The organism is Pseudomonas akapageensis (assembly GCF_011355085.1).
Classification (GTDB): Bacteria; Pseudomonadota; Gammaproteobacteria; order Pseudomonadales; family Pseudomonadaceae; genus Aquipseudomonas; species Aquipseudomonas akapageensis.
Genome location: NZ_VXCP01000006.1, coordinates 71,448 through 88,027, shown reverse-complemented (window position 1 = coordinate 88,027; position 16,580 = coordinate 71,448). Strand labels below are relative to the sequence as shown.

The 16,580-nt window shown below is 60.0% G+C and carries 14 protein-coding genes; 11 read left to right on the top strand and 3 right to left on the bottom strand.

Translation table 11 applies throughout. From position 1 onward, the window contains the following. Positions 1-164 precede the first annotated feature (164 nt). A complete protein-coding gene (locus F2S13_RS05905; RefSeq protein WP_166359540.1) occupies positions 165-1,595 on the bottom strand; it encodes a sigma-54-dependent transcriptional regulator in 1,431 nt (476 codons plus the stop codon). After that, complete coding sequence (locus F2S13_RS05900) at positions 1,570-3,060, bottom strand: sensor histidine kinase (protein WP_166359539.1); 1,491 nt, start codon at positions 3,058-3,060, stop codon at positions 1,570-1,572. The genes F2S13_RS05905 and F2S13_RS05900 overlap by 26 nt, the downstream gene beginning before the upstream one ends. 309 nt (positions 3,061-3,369) lie before the next feature. Here F2S13_RS05900 and F2S13_RS05895 point away from each other — a divergent pair, with 309 nt between their 5' ends. The 4 genes from F2S13_RS05895 to F2S13_RS05880 all read left to right on the top strand — a co-directional run bounded on the left by F2S13_RS05895 (position 3,370) and on the right by F2S13_RS05880 (position 9,391). Further along, the gene (locus tag F2S13_RS05895; protein ID WP_166359538.1) at positions 3,370-4,728 is read left to right on the top strand and encodes a hypothetical protein; all 1,359 of its coding nucleotides are present in this window, start codon (positions 3,370-3,372) and stop codon (positions 4,726-4,728) included. 34 nt (positions 4,729-4,762) lie between these two features. Continuing rightward, positions 4,763-7,303, top strand: coding sequence for an Ig-like domain-containing protein (locus F2S13_RS05890; protein WP_166359537.1), 2,541 nt, complete (start codon positions 4,763-4,765; stop codon positions 7,301-7,303). A gap of 78 nt (positions 7,304-7,381) precedes the next feature. Further along, complete coding sequence (locus F2S13_RS05885; RefSeq protein WP_166359536.1) at positions 7,382-7,879, top strand: curlin; 498 nt, start codon at positions 7,382-7,384, stop codon at positions 7,877-7,879. Positions 7,880-7,939: 60 nt separating this feature from the next. Next, entirely contained in the window at positions 7,940-9,391 is a 1,452-nt protein-coding gene (locus F2S13_RS05880) for a curlin (RefSeq protein WP_166359535.1), read from the top strand. A 91-nt stretch (positions 9,392-9,482) separates the two neighbouring features. Here the strand turns inward: F2S13_RS05880 and F2S13_RS05875 are convergent, their stop codons facing one another. Next, entirely contained in the window at positions 9,483-10,892 is a 1,410-nt protein-coding gene (locus F2S13_RS05875; protein WP_166359534.1) for a purine-cytosine permease family protein, read from the bottom strand. Between the two features lie 332 nt (positions 10,893-11,224). On the opposite strand from F2S13_RS05875, the gene F2S13_RS05870 reads away from it, so the two are divergent. The 7 genes from F2S13_RS05870 (at position 11,225) to F2S13_RS05840 (ending at position 16,580) form a co-directional block, all read left to right on the top strand. Next, on the top strand, positions 11,225-11,710 hold the full coding sequence (locus F2S13_RS05870; RefSeq protein ID WP_166359533.1) for a flavin reductase family protein: 486 nt from the start codon (positions 11,225-11,227) through the stop codon (positions 11,708-11,710). A gap of 101 nt (positions 11,711-11,811) precedes the next feature. After that, positions 11,812-12,855 carry an LLM class flavin-dependent oxidoreductase gene (locus F2S13_RS05865; protein WP_166359532.1) on the top strand — a complete coding sequence of 348 codons (1,044 nt, stop codon included), beginning with the start codon at positions 11,812-11,814 and terminating at the stop codon, positions 12,853-12,855. Positions 12,856-13,013: 158 nt separating this feature from the next. After that, the gene (locus F2S13_RS05860; RefSeq protein ID WP_166359531.1) at positions 13,014-13,169 is read left to right on the top strand and encodes a hypothetical protein; all 156 of its coding nucleotides are present in this window, start codon (positions 13,014-13,016) and stop codon (positions 13,167-13,169) included. Between the two features lie 74 nt (positions 13,170-13,243). Further along, the gene (locus F2S13_RS05855; protein WP_166359530.1) at positions 13,244-13,924 is read left to right on the top strand and encodes a cysteine hydrolase family protein; all 681 of its coding nucleotides are present in this window, start codon (positions 13,244-13,246) and stop codon (positions 13,922-13,924) included. Positions 13,925-13,929: 5 nt separating this feature from the next. Next, positions 13,930-15,291 (top strand): purine-cytosine permease family protein, encoded by a 1,362-nt coding sequence (locus tag F2S13_RS05850; RefSeq protein WP_166359529.1) that lies wholly within the window; start codon positions 13,930-13,932, stop codon positions 15,289-15,291. A gap of 148 nt (positions 15,292-15,439) precedes the next feature. Next, positions 15,440-15,604 (top strand): hypothetical protein, encoded by a 165-nt coding sequence (locus F2S13_RS05845; RefSeq protein WP_166359528.1) that lies wholly within the window; start codon positions 15,440-15,442, stop codon positions 15,602-15,604. Between the two features lie 106 nt (positions 15,605-15,710). Further along, positions 15,711-16,580, top strand: a complete 870-nt coding sequence (locus F2S13_RS05840; RefSeq protein ID WP_166359527.1) for a DMT family transporter — start codon at positions 15,711-15,713, stop codon at positions 16,578-16,580.

Sequence of the window (16,580 nt, the reverse complement as noted above, 5' to 3'; positions counted from 1 at the left end):
GTGTATTGCATAACAGATTCAGATTGGCGGGAAAGTACCATATCAGTGGAGGACCTTGAGGGCCTCATCGCGGGCAAGCCCGCTCCCACAGGGGTGATGCATGAACCGTAGTTCTCTGTGGGAGCTGGCTTGCCAGCGATGCAGGCGACACGGTCTCAGCCAGTCTACCAATGCCGCTTGTCAGGCCTGGTCAACCCCAGCTTCTCGATCCGATACCGCAGCATGTCCCGGGTCAACCCCAGCAGCCGAGCCGACTTGGTCACGTTCCAGTCAGTCCTGTCGAGCATGTTGCGTACCCGGTCGCTTTCGCCGTGGGGCAGTTCTTCTTCATCGTGATGGTGTTCGGCAGGGGCTGTGTAGCTGTGGGCTATGCGCTCATCGGGCTGCGTGGGTTCATCGACCAGGCTCAGGCAGACATTCAACTGGCTCGGTTCGATGACCGGATTCGGCGCCAGCAGCACGGTTTGCTCCAGCATGTTGCGCAGCTCGCGCACATTGCCCGGCCAGCTGTAGCTCATCAGCAGTGATTGCGCCTGGGCGCTGAAACGCAGGTTCGGCTTGCCATAGCGCTTGCCGTGCTTGGCGAGAAAATGCCTGGCCAGCAACAGGATGTCCTCGCCGCGCTGATACAGGCGCGGCACCTTGATCGAAATGATGCGCAGGCGAAAGAACAGGTCTCGACGAAACTTGCCCTGCTGGACCATCTGTTCCAGGTTGCAATTGGTCGCACTGATGATGCGCAGGTCCACCTTGCGCTCCTTCACCGAACCGACCCGGCGAATGGTCCGGTCTTCGAGCAACTTGAGCAGCTTGGCTTGCAGCAGCAGGTCCATTTCCCCGACTTCATCGAGAAACAGGGTACCGCCGTCAGCGGCTTCGACCAGGCCTACCCGACGGTCCTTGGCGTCGGTGAAGGCACCTTTTTCGTGGCCGAACAATTCCGCCTCGATCAGGTTCGCCGGTATCGATGCACAGTTGAATTCGACGAAGGGTTCCTTGCTGCGCGGCCCGTCGAAATGCAGGGCCCTGGCCACCAGCTCCTTGCCGGTACCGGTTTCACCCTCGATCAGGACCGGCGGCAGGTCGCTGTTGCCCATGCGCTGCTCGGCATCGAGCAACTGGTTGATCATGTCTTTCATCGAGCGCATCGCCGGCGACTCGCCGATCAGCGCCTTGAGTCCGGCATTGTTGGCTTCACGCTCCTGATAGAACGACAGCGTGCGTTCCAGGCGCTCGGTCTCCAGTGCCTTGTCCAGCAACAATTTCAGTTCAGGCAAAGCCACGGGCTTGGTCAGGTAGTGAAAGGCCCCCTCCTTCATTGCCGTGACCGCATCTTCGACGTTGCCGTAGCCGGTCATCATGATCAGCTTGAGTGCAGGCGCCGTGCTGCTCAAGTGCTTGATCAACTCATGCCCGCTCATGCCAGGCAAGGAGTTGTCGGTCAGGACCACATCCGGTTGGCAGGTCTTGAGCAGTTCCAGGGCTTCTTCCGCCGAGTGACAAACCATGGTCTCGAAGTTCTTGCGCTCAAGATAGGTCTGTATGTTTTCAGCTAGAAGTTCGTCATCCTCAACGACCAGAATGCTGTGCTCCATGTTCCCCTCCCTCTGCAATTCTAAAGTCCAGGGTTACGCGGGTTCCTTCCTCTTCGCCGCTGCTCAGACTGACCGAGCCGCCGAATCTTTCCATGATTCGTTTGACGAGTACCAGGCCAACTCCCAGTCCACCCTGTTTGGTGGTGAAAAACGGCTTGAAGACCATCTGTTGTTGTTGTCGGGTCATCCCTTTACCCGTGTCGGTCAGCGACATACGCAGATTACCGCTGGCCGACTCGGGTTCAAACTCGATTTTCAGAACGCCGCCGGTGGGCATCGCCTCCAGTGCGTTGGCAAGCAGACTATTAATAATCTGCGTCAACTGCACCTGTTGGCTGACCACCGGTGGCACCGGTTGCGGGTCATACTCGATCTGGACATTGGACCGTTTGATCTGCAGTCCGTAGGCATGCAGGCTGTCCTGTACCGTCGCCGTCAGATTGACCACTTCAGAGGCGTCGTTCAATGGCCGCAACGACTGCAACAGGTCGCGCACCCATTTGGACATGCGGTCGACCTGGCCAATGATGTCGTCGATGTTCTTGCGTGCAGGTTCCCCGGCCACTTCCTGGGCCAGCTCGGCGCTCGAGCGGATCGAGGCCAGAGGATTGCGCAGGCTGTGCGCCACCGCCGAGGACATCTCGCCCATGGCCACGAAGGTTTCATTGGCGATCAGCTGCCTTTGCTGCGAAGCCAGAAGGCCTGCGGCACGCCGCACGATCCAGAACAGGCCGAAGTAGATCAGGCCGCCGCCGAAGGCGGTGGCGATCCAGATCAGCACGAAGCCGCGCTCGATGCGCACGATCAGGTCCTTGGGCTCCTTGTAGATCTCGACCATGGCCATGACGGACTTTTCATCGGCGTCGAACAACGGGATGTAGTTCTCGATGAACAGGAACTCGGGAGCCCTGGGAAACCGTTGTTCCTCCCGATCCTCGAAGGCCTTGTGATAGCTGGCCGAGACCCGTTCCTTCATGCGGAAGGCACGCTCCAGGCCTGGATCATCGTCAATGCGCTCGCCAATCAGCTCCGGGTTGGTCGACCAGATGATCACGTGGTCCGGCGCATAGATATTGGCCAGCAATACATCCGGCAAGTTGGCGATATGGTCGAGGAATTCGCTTCGAGCACGGGCGCGAGCCTCGGGGGTGACCCCGGGAAAGCTCTGGTCCTGGCGCGAGTCGAGCAGCTCGCCCATGGTCCGCAGATTGGGGATATCGGCATGGCGCACCTCGGCCGCACCGAGGGCGTGAATGAATTGCGCGGTGAGCAAGCCATCGCGTTCAACGCTCTCGTTCACCAGAAAACGGGTTGTGATAATGCCCAGGCCCACTGCAACCGAGGCGATAATGCCCAGGCTGACCAGTGAGAACCAGCGCAACAGGTTGAACGGGCGGCGAGTCTCTGTCCGTTCGCCGCCCGCCTGCTTTCGAGAAGTTGACGCTTTGCGCTCGACCATCTGCATTGACGAATTCCCCGGCGCTTTTCTTTTTGGTATAGCCCACACTTCTCAAGCTGTGTGAATCATTGAGCACACAGTGATAGTAATTTGCCTTCATTGTGCATGCCTTCTACAGCATAGCCCATACCCCGTACATACCCATCCGTCCCCAAAAGCCCCCACAAGCGGGGACGATCGCACCGCCTGTCATTTTCTTGAAATACCCCTCCATGCCTTGCCCCACGGGCTTTTCAGCTGCTTTGGTACGAAAGTTGCCAAGGTCCTGTCACCGTTCCATCCCACGGGTCTGGTTCATCGCAAGAGGGAAGACTCATGCAGCACAAACTGTCTCATATCACTGCAGTGATCGTATTAACGACAGCCATCCAAGGATCGGCCACGGCGGCGCTTTATGCTGTCGACCCAGGCCCTTACAACCCCCAAATCGGCGAATTCGCCTCCTGGTACCAGGACAGTCATGGTCGAACCCTCGACCTGTGCCTGTCGAGGAATGTCAGTTCACGCGTCGCCGGAGCTCCCGGCGCGCCCGCATACATGTGTACGTTGGCCGTGGCTCCGGGCATTTTCGATGACACCCAGGACCTGGTTTTCCCGACCAACTTCCCCGACGAAGCGTTCTGGTTCATGGGCGACGCCAGCATTACCGATGCGGCGAGCGGCATCAACCTGACGTACGTGTCGGCTATCGAAGCGGCATTTTCCGGCGGCGACCCGAAAGAAGGCGATCAGATCAGCTTCGCCCGCATCCGGATTCGGGTGGATGTCCCCACCCCCGGGATCTACACCATTACCCACCCCTATGGCGTCGATGTGTTCGATGTTACCCAGGCCGACTTCACCGACACTGGCGGCCGCAAGGCAATCAACATGACCCGCGACGTCGGCATCGGCGCTGCGAAAACCTACAACGGCGCCTTGCAAGGCGATATCGGTCCGTTCCTGCGCAGCATCAGAGGCCCCTACGTCGAAGCTAACCCCGACGGCGGTTCCGACACCTTCATTGGCGACCCGAACCTCCTCGAGCCTGTGACCGGCAGCCCGTTCAATACCAACTTCGTGCGTGTCGAAGGGCCCAACGGTATCAACGTCAGTACCAACCTGTTCGCTGTAACCGGCAAGCTTTCGCAGGTGACCCTGCCGACACCGCTGATTACACAGCGCGCCACCTACTCCCGCCGCAACGGCAGCGGCAGCGGTAGTGTCATTGCCCAGCAAGATGTGTTCATGCAGGCCCCGCCTCCACCGGGTCTCGCGGACTTTGTCAGCAACGGCCAGACCACCGCGATGATCGAGTCCAATGCCACCGGCAACTGGTATGGCCAGACTGCGCTGAACCCCAGCGTGCCGGTCGACCTGCAACTGACCGCTGACAATCGGCCGGCAATCCTCACCAGCACGCCCACCACCGTCTCGGTGCCCCTTGTCGACCAGGTGACCATACAAACCGCCGAATGGCACGCGGGGACGTTGAAGGTGGAGGCCACGACCAGTGACGAGACCGCCCCAGTGACCCTGACGGCCTTCACCGGAAACGGCGCGTTGATCCTTGAAATGTCCGGCGACGGCGCCTCGAAACAGATGTCGACCCCGTCACCGATCCCCCCAGCCAGGGTCGAGGTGAAATCGTCCAATGGCGGTACCGATACCGAAGAAGTGGTCCTCGTTCCATGACCGCGTCTCACCCGATCTCGAATCCGGAGGCATTATGAACAAATGGCCACGCCTTGCGCTTAGCGCTCTGGGGCTATCCCTCTCGATGGCCGGGGCGGCACACGCCGGTCTCAAAGCCGTCGACCCAGGTCCTTACACCGCCGCTAACGGTCACTTCCCGATGTGGTACCAGGACGACAACGATCAGAAACTCGAACTCTGTCAATCCAAGGCCATAAGCCCCAACGTAGCTCCAACCACCCCACCCTCCTACTTGTGCACCCTGGCGGTAGCCCCTGGGGTCTATGACGATACCGTGCCCATGGTTTTCCCGGACAACTTCCCGGACGAGGGCTTCTGGTTCATGGCCCAGGCCGCAATCCCGGCCGTTGGCGGTATGGAGCTGGAAATCTATACAGCCGCGGTCGAAGCCGCATTTTCGACGCCTGCCCCGGCCAATGGCGGTCAGATCGCCTTCGCCCGGATCCGCATGCGCATCACCGTACCCAGTGCCGGTACCTACACTGTGACCCACCCCTACGGTTTCGATACCTTCAACGTCACCACCCCCGGTCGTCGGGCGATCAACATCACCCGCGACATCGGCATCGGGGCACCCGGTGACTACACAGGCGCGCTGAAAGGCGAGATCGGGCCATTCCTGCAAAGTGTCAACGGCCCCTATCACGCGACGAATCCGGAAACCGGCGTAGTCGAAACCTTCATCGGCGACCCGAACCTGAGCGAAGCCGTCACCGGCAGCCCCAAGGGTACCAACTACATAGAAATCCAGGGCCCCGGGCCGAACGGACCCAAGATCCGCACCGACCTGTTCACGGTCACCGGCAAGCTGTTCGACGACCGCAAGCAAACGCCGCTGGAAGTGGAGCGGGCGACCTATCGGCGCACCGGTGCCGGCACCCAGGTGGAAGTCTTCGGCAAGGCACCGAACAACTCGTCGCTGTGCTTCCGCGAGACGCTCGCACTGCTGCCCGGCGCGACACCTGCTTGCCTGATCCCCATGGACACCAACAACAACGGGCTGTACTTCGCGCAACACAATTTCAATGGCGCCGCTCCGCAATTGGTGGTGGTAACCGCCAGCGACCTGCTCCCCCCCGCCAACCCGCTGAGTACCAAGCCGACTTCGCTCTCGAGCAAGCTCATTGACGTGGTCAAGATTCAGACCGCACGGTACGACTGGAACAATCACCGCCTGACCATTGAAGCGGCGTCGAGCGACGAGGTCGATGTTCCGGTTCTGGTTGCCGAGGGCTTTGGCCGCCTGTCCACGTCCGGCACTGGGCAACAGCTGACAGTCAACGATCTGCCACAACCGCCTGCCACCCTCACCGTCAAGTCGTCTGCCGGTGGTGTCGACACCGAGCCGGTGACTGTTGTGGGCAATGCGCCTGAGGGACCTGGCGACGGGGTACCACGTACTACGGCAGACAGCGCCACCACGACACAAGGCGCTCCAGTGACCATTGACGTACTGGCCAACGACACCGCGCTTAACGGCAATACCCCACTCACCGTCACGGACCTCACCCAACCGGCTGCCGGTCAGGGTACTGTGGCACTCAGCGGCACGACGGCGGTGATCTTCACCCCACCGGCCGTGGTCACTGCACCGTTCACTGCAACATTCACCTACCGTGCCATGGATTCCACGGGCGTGAAGTCGACAGTCACCACGGTCAACGTGGCGGTCACGCCACCGCCAAACCAGGCACCTGTTGCCGGCAATGACGTCGCAACCACCACCACCGGGGCTGCACCTATCACCCTGAACGTGCTGGCCAACGACACTGATCCGGACGGCAATGTTCCGCTGACCGTAGTCGGCCTGACCCAGCCTGCCGCAGGTCGGGGCACTGCCACTACCAACGGCACGACTGTGGTCTTCACACCCGGGACCACTGCCGGCACGGCGACCTTCACCTACCAGGTGCGCGATAGCCTGGGTGCTCTCTCGGCCCCGGCAACGATCACGGTGACCGTCACGGCTCCGGTCAACCAGCCACCTGTTGCCAACAATGACACCGGTGCCACCCAAACCACTGCGATCGCCCTGAACGTATTGGCCAACGACACCGACCCGGATGGCAACACGCCGCTGACCGTAGTCAACCTGACCCAGCCGCCTGCCGGCCAAGGCACAGTGACCACCAACGGCACGACGGTCACCTACACCCCACCGGCCGGGTTGCAGAACGCCATCAGTGCGTCCTTCACCTACCGGGCCCGGGACAGCAGGGGCGCCCTTTCGGCTCCGGCAACGGTCACCGTGCAGGTCACGCCTGTGGCCAACGTCGAGAACCTGAGCGTCACTGCGGCAACGGTCACACTCAAATCCGGCAACCGCTTCACCTGGGATATCTCCGGGACCGCAGGGACGACTGCGGGCAACACCATCACCGTTCAGGCCACCACCCCGAACGGCCTGGTGACCCTGGGCACCACGAATGTACCGGTGTCCGGCCGCTGGCGGTTGGTGGCCAACAACTCGAGCATCGCTCCAAGCGCAGCACCGACAGTCACTGCTCGATCGGCTGCCGGCAATACGGTCACGGCTTCTGTGACAGTGCAGTAGCGGCCCGCCCCGCCTCCCTCACAGGGGGCGGGGTCAACCGTTGAAGATTCATTGGACTCAACCTGAAAGGACATCGACATGCCAGGTCTTACGCGCATTTCGTTCAGGCACTTGATCGTCGTGCTCGCCTTGCCACTGTGCGTGGCCGGTCAGGTGCTGCGCGCCGATGACTTGATGGACAACGGCGACATAGGCCCTGGCGGCGACCTCGGTGACCCGCCAGTGTTCCTGATGACCACCCCCAATGGCCAGCGGGCAATCATCAGCCAGGACGGCCAGACCAACGAAGCACTGATCAAGCAGAACGGCCAGTCGTTGCTCGGCCAGATCGTCCAGGCCGGCAGCGCCCAGGAGGCGTGGATTCTTCAGGAAGGCATCGACCAGATCGCCATGATCAATCAACAAGGCTATGGCAACGAAGCCTCTATCAGCCAGAGCGGCTCGGGTAACCGGGCACAGATCAACCAGAACGGAAGCGGCAATCGGGCCAGCATTGAACAGAACGGAGCCGGTCTGCGCAGCAGTGTCAGCCAGATCGGCAATGGCCAGCGTGTCGAAGTTCGCCAGATCCAATAGCACCCAGGCAAACCCTAGCGAGTACCACGCAAGCAAAGCGATTTACAAGGAGGCAACACCATGTTCAAACTCAACCCCCTCGCTGCCGCTGTGCTGGTATTGGCCAGCACCCAGACCCCGGCTGCCACGAGTGACTCGTTACAGACCCAGTTCGGTGCCGAAAACATCGCCGACGTGCAACAGATCGGCGCCGACCTGGCCAGCACCCTTCAATTCCAGGATGGCGAAGGCAACAATGCCGCCGCCTATCAGACCGTTACCGACAACCTCATCGACCAGAACCAGGAAGGCACCTACAACGCGGGCTACGCCGAACAGATGCAGGAAGACTCCGGCAAGATCGAGCAAAAACAGAAAGGCGATTACAACACTGCCCACGCCAGCCAATCCTCGGGCACCAACAACGAGGTCCTGCAGAAACAGGAGAACTCCGGCAACTTCTCCTTCGTCATGCAGGCAAGTCAGTTCGACTCGATCGCCAAGACGATCCAGCTCGGCAGCTACAACGAAGCCAATGTCGAACAGCTGTTCGGCGGCGCAAACAACGCCAGGATCAACCAGTACGGTGACAGCGGCTATGCCACCGCCGAGCACCTGAACCACACAAATGGCGATATCGAAATCAACCAGTATGACCAGGGCAACTGGGCCTATGCCGAGCAGGGCAGTAGTGATGGCGGCATTGTCCTCGTGAACCAGACTGGCAACTTCAACTCCACCGAAGTCTGGCAGGATGGCCAATTGGGCAACAGCCGTGCCAGCGTCGAGCAGAACGGTGATACCAACGAAACGATCGTCGACCAAAGCTATGGCAGCAGCAACCTGGCAACGATCATGCAAATCGGTAACACCAACGCCATCTACGCCGACCAGTACGAATCGAGCAATTCAGTCACCAACCTGTTCCAGAACGGCAATGGCAACAATGCCTTGACCTATCAGACCGGCCTTAACCATAGCCTGGTGATCACCACCACAGGCGATGACAACAAGATCTACGCCAGCGACTGGCAAGGTCCGGAGAATGAGCATGGTGGCCAGTTCGGCGACAGCCAGATCGCCGTACTGAACCAGGACGGCACTGGCAACACCATCACCCTCAAGCAGGAGGATGTCGGCCAGGCCACCCAGATCGATCAAAATGGCAGCGGCAACTCCGCCAACGTCAAGCAGAGCGAAGCCTATAACGAGTTGTACTTCGAGCAGAACGGTACCGACAACATCCTGGTCGCCGACCAGCACGGTACGAGCAACCTTGCCGAAGGTTCCTCCTACGGCGCTGGCAACAAGGTCGAGCTTGATCAGTCGGGCAGCAGCAACCTCAGCTATATCTATCAGCTCGGCGGCGGGGACAACACCGCAATCGTCAAACAATCGGATGGCGTCAACATGGCGTTCGTCAATCAGAATGGCATGGGCAACACAGCCAACGTCACCCAGAGCAGCAGCGGCATGAACGCCGATGTCCAGCAAACCGGCAACCTCAACCAGGCCACCGTTTTGCAACAATGAGCAAGTGTTTCACTCTCCTGCAGTTCCCACTTTGCTCCCACGTTTAGACGTGGGAGTTTTTTTATGGGGGCCTCATCGCGGTGTACCTTAGTTACCGAGATGTCGCCATCGCAGTCGGGCTCGCTTCTACAACAGACCGCCCCCGAGTCGCCAGGCAGTAATACAGCGGACAGGTCACCGCCAGCCCCACCAGCCACGACAAATCCACGCCCTCGATGTAGTTGGCATAAGGCCCCACATACAGCGACGTATTGGCAAACGGCAACTGCACCAGAATGCCGATGAAATAGGCCACGATCGCGTGCAGGTTGAAACGTCCGTAGATGCCGCCGTCGGCACGGAAGATCGAGGCGATGTCATAGCGGCCACGCTTGATCAGGTAGAAGTCGATCAGGTTGATCGACGCCCAGGGCACCAGCACCAGCAACAGCGCCAGAATCAGGCCAATGAAATGCGAGATGAAATTGGCCGAAGCGCTCAGTGCCATCAGGCAGCAACCCACTAGCACCACTGTCGACAACACCACCCGCACCTTGATGCTCGGCGTCCAGCTGCCGGCAAAGGTCTGGATCGAGGTCACGATCGACAGCACGGCGCCATATAGATTCAGCGCGTTGTGGCTGATGATGTTGAGCAGGAACAGCACCATCAGCACCGGACCGAGCACACCGGTCGACTGCTTGACCGCCGCCATGGCCTCGGTCCCTTCCGGGGTCGCCAATACGGCTACAGCACCAAAGCTGAACGACAGGATGGTCCCCAGTGTCGCGCCAAAATACGTGGCCCAGAACGGCCTGGCGATACCGATATCGCTCGGCAGGTAACGCGAATAGTCGGAAACATAAGGCGAAAAACTGATCTGCCAGATAATCCCCAGCGACACCGTCGCCAGCCAGCCGGACAGGTTGAAACCGCCGCGGCTGAAAAAGTCCGCCGGCAATTCATGGCCGAAGATGTAGACGAAGCCGGCCAGCAAGGCACTGCCCATCACCCAGGTGCCGATACGGTTGAGGGTATGAATGAAGCGATAACCGATCACCCCGATCGCCGTGGCGCTCAAGGCTCCGAGCACGATACCCGCCGGTAGCGGTACGGATTCGACCATGCCGTGAATCGATTCGCCGGCCAGGACGATGTTGGAGATGAAGAAACCGACATAGATAAGTGCCGCAAAGAATACGATCAGCAACGCGCCGTAGCGACCGAACTGACCGCGGCTCTGGATCATTTGCGGAATCCCCATCCGGGGCCCCTGGGCTGAAGCCAGGGCAATGACAATGCCACCAATCATGTGCCCCAGGGCAATGGCAATCAGCCCCCAGAACAGATTGAGGTGAAACACCTGTACCACCATCGCACCGGTGACGATCGGCAACGGCGCGATATTGGTACTGAACCACAGCGTAAAGAGATCCCTGGCCTTGCCGTGACGCTCGGCAAGCGGTACGAAATCGACCGTATGGTTCTCTATCAGCTGGTTTTGCTGGGACGTCTGGGACATGGGCTATAACTCGAGTTTGTCAGTTCTTGTCTTTGTATGAAGCCAAACCAGGAAGCTGTCAGGCAGCCCCTCAGATGAATCCCATATTATGGTATTCCAAACTTTTCACAAGACTGATCCGGCCATTACACGACGAACTGATCCGCACGCCTGACCCACCGTTAGCCCTTGCTGACAGCTGCAACCCTTGAATTCATTAGTCGCCAGGCAGAAACACGGCGTTCGTCGCCTTGCCTGAAAAGCGCTTGCAAAAGACGTATTACGGTATACCATCAGACACACCAAACACAAAAAGCGCGCTCAAAGCCGCCCGTCATACCGAGGACCATCCGATGATCGACGCAAACGTCTACAAGCAAGTCATGGGCTCCTTCCCTTCCGGCGTCACCGTGATCACCACGCTCGACGACGACGGCCAGATCGTCGGCCTGACCGCCAGCGCCTTCAGCTCCCTGTCGATCGATCCGGCCCTGGTGCTGTTCTGCCCCAACTACAGCTCCGATTCCTATCCGGTGCTGATCAGGAACAAGCGCTTCGCCATCCACTTCCTTTCCGGTGAACAACAGAACGAAGCCTATGCCTTCGCCCGCAAAGGCAAGGACAAGGCCCAGGGCATCGAATGGACCCTCAGTGAGTTGGGCAACCCGCTGCTGGCCAACGCCACGGCGATCATCGAATGCGAATTGTGGCGTGAATACGAAGGCGGCGATCACGCCATCATGGTCGGCGCGGTGAAGAACCTGATCGTGCCCGAGCAGGCCAGCAGTCCGTTGGTCTACTGCCGCGGGAAGATGGCCGCGCTGCCGGCGTTTGCCTGATCGGCTGGGTGACGAAGATTTTGCAGCGTTAATGTATTATGGTATACCAATAGAAGCGCGCAGCCTGCGCTCCTGATAACAAAAGATCCGAGGAATGCGTCATGAAGTTTTCTTTGTTCGTGCACATGGAGCGCTGGGACGAGCAAGTCAGCCACCGCCAATTGTTCGAAGACCTGACCGAATTGACCCTGATGGCTGAAGCCGGTGGTTTCAGCACGGTCTGGATTGGCGAACACCACGCCATGGAATACACCATTTCGCCAAGCCCGATGCCGCTGCTGGCCTATCTGGCGGCCAGGACCACGACCATCCACCTGGGTGCCGGTACCATCATCGCGCCGTTCTGGCACCCGCTGCGGGTAGCCGGCGAATGCGCCCTGCTCGATGTGATCAGCAACGGCCGGATGGAAGTCGGTCTGGCCCGTGGCGCCTATCAGGTCGAATTCGACCGCATGGCCGACGGCATGCCTGCAGCCACCGGCGGCAATCACCTGCGTGAAATGGTCCCGGTGGTGCGCAAGCTGTGGCAAGGCGACTACGCCCACGACGGCGATATCTGGAAATTCCCCACGTCCACCTGCGTGCCAAAGCCGATCCAGAAGCCGAACCCGCCGATGTGGATCGCGGCCCGCGACCCGGATTCGCACAACTTCGCGGTTGCCAACGGCTGCAACGTCATGGTCACTCCATTGATGAAAGGCGACGAAGAAGTCCTGGACCTGAAGAACAAGTTCGAAGCGGCGCTGGCCAACAACCCGGACGTTCCACGGCCGCAACTGATGGTGTTGCGCCACACCCACGTCCACAGCGCCGACGACCCCGAAGGCTGGAAAGTCGGGGCCAAGGCCATCTCGCGCTTCTACCGCACCTTCGACGCCTGGTTCGGCAACAAGCAGACACCGGTCAATGGTTTCCTCGATCCGAGCCCGGAAGAAAAATTCGCTGGCCGCCCGGAGTTCGAACTGGAGAACATCCACAAGAACACCATGATCGGCACGCCGGCAGAAATCATCGAACGCATCCAGTACTATCAGGAACTGGGCGTGGATGAGTTCAGCTTCTGGTGCGATAACAGCTTGCCCCATGCCGAGAAGAAGAAATCGCTGGAGTTGTTTATCAAGGAAGTGGTGCCGGCTTTTCGATAAAAGCCCTGGATTTGTATAGGTCTTGCTGGCCTCATCGCTGGCAAGCCAGCTCCCACAGAGTTATTCCATGCACCGCGATCTCCTGTGGGAGCGGGCTTGCCCGCGATAGCCCGCGAAGCGGGCTCAAAAAAACACAAAAACAACGGTCGATGCTCACCATGAACAATCGATTCAACCCACCTGCCACTCCCCTCCTGCCCGGTGCCGAGCTGGCCTACCTGTGCGCCAACGCCAGCACCTCGCACGTCCAACTCAAGCGCCTGCGCGCCAGCGTCTCGGCCAAGCAGAACGGCTTCTGGTCGATAATTTCCTGAGCAATCCCTGAGCTGCACCTTTTTGCCGACCGCGCGGCTTCGCCGTGCTCGACAACCTTGATCAGGCTTTGCCCATGAAAAATAAAAACGCATTTTTGATCATCGACATGCAACAGGAAGATGGCTTCGCGCTCGAGAACTTCTCCCGTGTCGTGGCCAATACCCGGATCGTCCTCGACGCCGTTCGCCATCTAGCGATTCCGGTGATCTACACCCGCCACATCAACCAGGCCGATGGCAGCAACCTTGCACCCGGCGAACCCTTGGCCGTCGACAACGGCCCTGCCGGTTACCGCAGCGGCACTGCCCAGGTGGAGATCATCGAGGCACTGACGCCACGACCGGATGACCGGGTTATCGACAAACCCCGCTACAGCGCCTTCCACCAGACCGATCTGGACGCCCAGCTCAAGCAACTTGGCGTCGACACCCTGATCGTCGGCGGCGTGCTCACCGACGTTTGCGTCCTCACCACGGTGTACGACGCCTTCGCCCTGGGCTATCGCATTCGCCTGCTCACCGATGCCTGCACCACGACCACCCTCGCCGCTCATTATTCGGCGCTGTTGATCATGGCCAACTGGGTCTACTCGCTGGAGCTGCTGACCTGCGCCGAACTCCTGCGCGCCCTGGACAACCAGGACTACATCAGCTGCGCCCCCGAGCACCCGGACCAGTTCGCCCATCAACCCCATGAACTGCAAGGCACCATCGCGCGCCTGCAGTCCCGCCTTCTCCGCCAGGCCCAGGAGTGATCGCCATGCAAGTCGAAAAAAGAAGCATCGATTTCATTCCCGAAGCCGAACGTTACGGCAAACCCGGTTCGCTGTTCTTCATCTGGTTCGGCGCCAACATGAACATCACCACCATCGCATCCGGCGTGCTGCCGGTGGTGATAGGCCTGAACCTGTTCTGGAGCGCCCTGGCTATCGTGCTCGGCTCCCTGCTCGGCGCCATCTTCATGGCCTCGCACTCGGCTCAGGGGCCAAGGCTGGGCATCCCGCAAATGATCCAGAGCCGTGCCCAGTTCGGCGTGATCGGTGCTGTGTTGCCGCTGCTGTTCGTGATGCTGATCTACCTGGGCTTCTTCGTCAGCAATACCCTGCTCGCGGCCCAGGCCGTGGCGTCAGTCAGCCCGCTTTCAGCCAATGCCAACATCTATATGATCGGTGCGCTGTGCTTCGGTGTGGCGCTGTATGGCTACCGCTTGATTCACCGCCTGCAGAAATGGTTGTCGATCCTGTCGCTGGTGGTGTTCATCGCCGCGACGCTGTTGGCGCTGAGCCTGCCGATCCCCGCCGAGCAATGGGCGGCGACCGGCTTCTCGCTGTCGAAGTTCCTGGTGGCGGTCAGCATCGCGGTGACCTGGCAGTTGTCCTATGCCCCGTACGTGGCCGACTACTCGCGCTACCTGCCCACCGACACGCCGATGTCCAGGGTGTTCTGGTACAGCTATGCCGGCACCGTCAGCGGCGGCGCCTGGATGATGATCCTTGGCGCGATTCTCAGCGTCGCCATCCCGGATTTCGCCAGCAATGTCGGCAGCCAGGTCGCCGGGTTGTTCGGTGCGGCGGCGGTACTGCTATTCGCCTTCATCGTCTATGGCCAGGTCTCGATCAACGTCTTCAACCTGTACGGTGCGTTCATGTCGACCATCACCGTGATCGAACCCTTCTCCCGCTTGCGCGTCACCCCACGGGTACGCGGCCTGTTCATGCTGATCATCAGCCTGATCGCCACGGCGCTGTGCACCATCAGCCAGGATGACTTCATAGCGTTCTTCCTGAACTTCATCTTCTTCATGAGCTACTTCCTGATCCCTTGGACAGCGATCAACCTGGTGGACTACTACTGCCTGCGCAAGGGCCAGTACCAGCTCGAAGACATCTTCGACATGAACGGCATCTACGGGCGGGTCAACGGCGTTGCCTGCGGCAGTTTCGTGGTGGCGATCCTGCTGGAGATACCGTTCATGAACACCACGCTCTATGTGGGGCCGGTGGCCACGGCGCTGGATGGGGTTGACCTGGCCTGGGTGGTGGGACTGGTCGTGCCTGCGTTGAGTTATTTCCTGCTGATGAAAGCCAGGGCGGTTAAAGTTATTCCGGCTCGAAACTTGTAAATCACCCACGCGACGCTGGAGCGTCTGGTACTGCATTCCCACGCAGAGCGTGGGAATGCCTCCGGCGACGCGCAGCAAAGTGACATCTCCAAAAAAGCATGTTACGTTCAGCCGGCAATTGCCCGCATCGGGCAATGGAAAGGCTCTCATGACCCCTCATTTCGTAGCGCACATCCTGGATGTATCGAACCTGGCAGTTACCGCCAGTGTTCGCCTGTGCGCCACGCCTCCCCCACACACCTCGTCTGTCGTGGATGTTGCAGTGGTAGCAGCAGGCGTATGCCCGCCGCCACTGGTTGCCATCCCGGGCTGATACCGGCCCGTTTCACGGTTCCAGCATTCAATACCTGCCGTTTTCCGTGCGCGTGTGCGCCCGGCATGGTGCTGGAGCCTGTTGTCCTCCGACAGGTGATTTTTTCATGACATGGAACAAATCCACACTGGCCTCCTACGGGGCCATGCTGCTCTTTGTGCTGCTATGGGGCAGCGCGGCGATTTTCACTCGCTGGGGGCTGGACCACGGTTCGGCCTTTGCGCTGCTGATCGTGCGCTTCGCCCTCGCCTTCGGTGTACTGCTGATTTTCGGCTTGAACGCCGGACAATGGTTGCCGGACCGGGGCACGCGCCGGCGCGTCGGCGCAACCGGCCTGTTGCTGATTGGCAGCTACGCCATCTGCTACTTCCAGGCCATGGCCCATGGCATCACCCCCGGCCTGATCGCTACCCTGCTGGGCATTCAACCGATCCTCACCCTGCTGTTGGTCGAGCGCCGCTTCAACGCCCTGCGCCTGGGCGGGTTGTTTGTCGCCCTGGGTGGCCTGGTGCTGGTGGTTTACCAGAGCCTCGTGGTGTCGCGCTTTGCCCCCGCCGGTATGCTGTTCGCGCTGGCAGCGCTGGCGTGCATGACCATCGGGGCCATCTTGCAGAAGCGCATCCAGCAGTCACCTATCCAGGTCCTGCCATTGCAATATGGCATCAGCCTGCTGGCCTGTCTGGCGTTCGTACCCGTGCAACCGATCGAGTTCGAAATGAGCATCGGCTTCATCGCGCCAGCACTCTGGCTGGGGCTGGTGATCTCGGTGCTGGCGCAATTGCTGCTGTACCGAATGATTCGCGCCGGCAACCTGGTCAATGTCACCAGCCTGTTCTACCTGGTGCCAGCGGTAACGGCGGGGATGGATTACCTGTTTCTGGGTAATGTGCTGTCCGGGCTCAGCGTGATCGGCATGCTGGCGATTCTGGCTGGCGTTGCACTAGTCTACAAGCACGCCCCTGCTGCCAAGGGATAA